The 2292-nt window shown below is 74.9% G+C and carries 2 protein-coding genes; both read left to right on the top strand.

The genetic code is table 11. The annotated features are described in order from the left end of the window. Positions 1 to 33 precede the first annotated feature (33 nt). Positions 34 to 1005 carry an ornithine carbamoyltransferase gene (locus ACH5AR_RS10710; RefSeq protein ID WP_396301009.1) on the top strand — a complete coding sequence of 324 codons (972 nt, stop codon included), beginning with the start codon at positions 34 to 36 and terminating at the stop codon, positions 1003 to 1005. Beyond that, positions 1002 to 2285 carry an MFS transporter gene (locus tag ACH5AR_RS10705; protein WP_396301008.1) on the top strand — a complete coding sequence of 428 codons (1284 nt, stop codon included), beginning with the start codon at positions 1002 to 1004 and terminating at the stop codon, positions 2283 to 2285. Before ACH5AR_RS10710 ends, ACH5AR_RS10705 begins: the two co-directional genes overlap by 4 nt. The last annotated feature ends 7 nt before the right edge of the window (positions 2286 to 2292 follow it).

The raw sequence follows: 2292 nt of genomic DNA, 5'->3' as shown, positions 1-2292 counted from the left end.
CCCCCCGACCAAGGAAGGAACCCGAGACCGACCATGTCACGCAACGCCGCCCGATCCACCGAGCCCGTCCGCCGGCTCGTCTCCATCGACGACCTCACCGACGAGGACCTGCGCTCCATCGTCGCCCGGGGCGTCCACTTCGCCACCGGCGCGGGCGCCGGGGAACAGCCGCTGGACGGCTGGATCGCCGGGATCTACTTCAAGAAGACCTCCACCCGCACCCGCACCGCCTTCTCCGCCGGGGCGCTGCGGCTCGGCGCCCGGATCGTCAGCTACGGCCCCGACGACCTCCAGCTCAACACCGGCGAGACGGTCGAGGACACCGGCCGGGTGATGGCCGGCATGCTCGACCTGCTGGTCGCCCGGACGGCGGGCCCCACCGAGGAGCTGGACGGCCTGTCCGGCGGCGGCCGGCTCCCGGTGGTCAACGCGATGAGCGCGCTGGAGCACCCCACCCAGGGCCTCACCGACCTGACCACCCTCCAGCTGCACTTCGGCCGGATCGAGGGCCTGCGGGTGCTCTACGTGGGAGAGGGCAACAACACCGCCACCGCGCTGGCGCTCGCCCTCTCCCGCTTCCCCGGCACCCACCTGGAGCTGCGCACCCCGCCCGGCTACGGCGTCGACCGGGACCTGCTGGCCAGGGCCGCCGCCCAGGCCGCCCGCACCGGCTCGGTGGTCACCGAGCGCCACGACATGGCGGACCTGCCGGCCGGCGTGGACGCCGTCTACACCACCCGCTGGCAGACCACCGGCACCACCAAGCCCGACCCTGACTGGCGGACGGTCTTCGCCCCCTTCCAGGTCACCCGGGCGCTGTGGGAGCACAGCCCGAAGGCCGCCTTCCTGCACGACCTGCCCGCCCACCGGGGCGAGGAGGTCACCGCGGAGGTGCTCGACGGGCCGGCCAGCATCGCCTTCGACCAGGCCGAGAACAAGATGCACAGCGCGATGGCCGTCCTTGAGTGGATCCGCCGCGGCCCGGTGGCCGGAGCGGCCCGGTGAGCGCTCCCCGCCCCGCGGCCGCGGGCACCGCCCACCCGCCGCTGCGCCGCAACCGCGACTTCGTCCTGCTCTGGACGAGCGCCGCCGCCACCGTGCTGGCCTCCCGGGCCGGCGGCATCGCCTACCCGCTGCTGGTGCTCTGGCACAGCGGCTCGGCCACCCAGGCCGGGCTGGTCGGCTTCGCCGCGCTGCTGCCCAACCTGGTCGTGCAGCTGCACGCCGGGGCGATGGTGGACCGCTGGGACCGCCGCCGCCTGATGATCGCCTGCGACCTCGGCTGCCTGCTGTCCGTCGGCAGCGTCGCCACCGCCACGCTGCTCGGCCACGTCTGGGTGGCGCAGGTCATGGTGGCCGCCTTCGTCCAGGGCAGCCTGGCGATCTTCTACCGGCTGGCCGAGCGCGCCGGCGTGCGGCACCTGGTGCCCGCGGAGCAGCTGCCCGCCGCGCTCAGCGGCAACGAGGCCCGCGGCCAGGCGGCCGGCCTGCTCGGCCTGCCGGCCGGCAGCGTGCTGTTCACCCTCGCCCGCTGGTCGCCGTTCCTCTTCGCGGCCGTCGCCCACGTGGTCTCGCTCCTCTCGCTGCTGCTGATCCGCCGGGACTTCCAGGAGGAGCGCGGCAACTACCCGAAGGGCGTCAACGCGCAGGTGGCGGAGGGCCTGCGGTGGACCTGGCGGCAGCCCTTCCTGCGGACCGTGATGGCCCTGGTGAGCGGCAGCAACCTGCTCTTCCAGGGGCTGTCGCTGGCGCTGATGGTGATCGTCCGGGAGTCCGGCGGATCGGCCGCGAGCCTGGGCGTCATCACGGCCGTCAGCGGGATCGGCGGCATGCTGGGCGCGCTCAGCGGCGGGTGGTGGATGCGCCGGCTCAGCCTGCGCGGCCTGATGATCACCGGCCTGGCCGGCTGGGCCGTGCTGACCCCGGTGGTCGGCCTGACCGGCAGCCCGGTGCTGCTGGGGCTGGTCTTCGCGCTGGCCGCGCACATCGGCAGCATCTCCAACGTGGCTGGCGGCGTCTACCAGGTGCAGATCACCCCGGACGCCCTCCAGGGCCGGGTCAGCGCCGTGATGGGCCTGCTCGGCCAGGGCGCCAACTCGCTGGGCATGCTGGCCGGCGGCGCCGCGCTGGACGCCTTCGGCGCCACCCCGACGGTCTTCGCGATCGCCGCGGCGATGACGCTGCTGGCCCTGCTCTCCCTGCTGCTGCCCCCGGCCTCCCGCACCGCCCCGGAGCCCGCCCCGGAGTCCGACCCCGCCCCCGCACTCGCCGCCAACGCCGGCTGAACGACCC

This window comes from Kitasatospora sp. NPDC018619 (genome assembly GCF_044391605.1).
In the GTDB taxonomy this organism is placed as follows: domain Bacteria; phylum Actinomycetota; class Actinomycetes; order Streptomycetales; family Streptomycetaceae; genus Kitasatospora.
Note: the sequence above shows the minus strand (reverse complement) of the source record. Positions and strands in the feature narration are given on the sequence as shown.

Coding starts and splice junctions, on each gene's coding strand:
- ACH5AR_RS10710 (WP_396301009.1), top strand. CDS start 34: ATGTCACGCAACGCCGCCCGATCCACCGAGCCCGTCCGCCGGCTCGTC.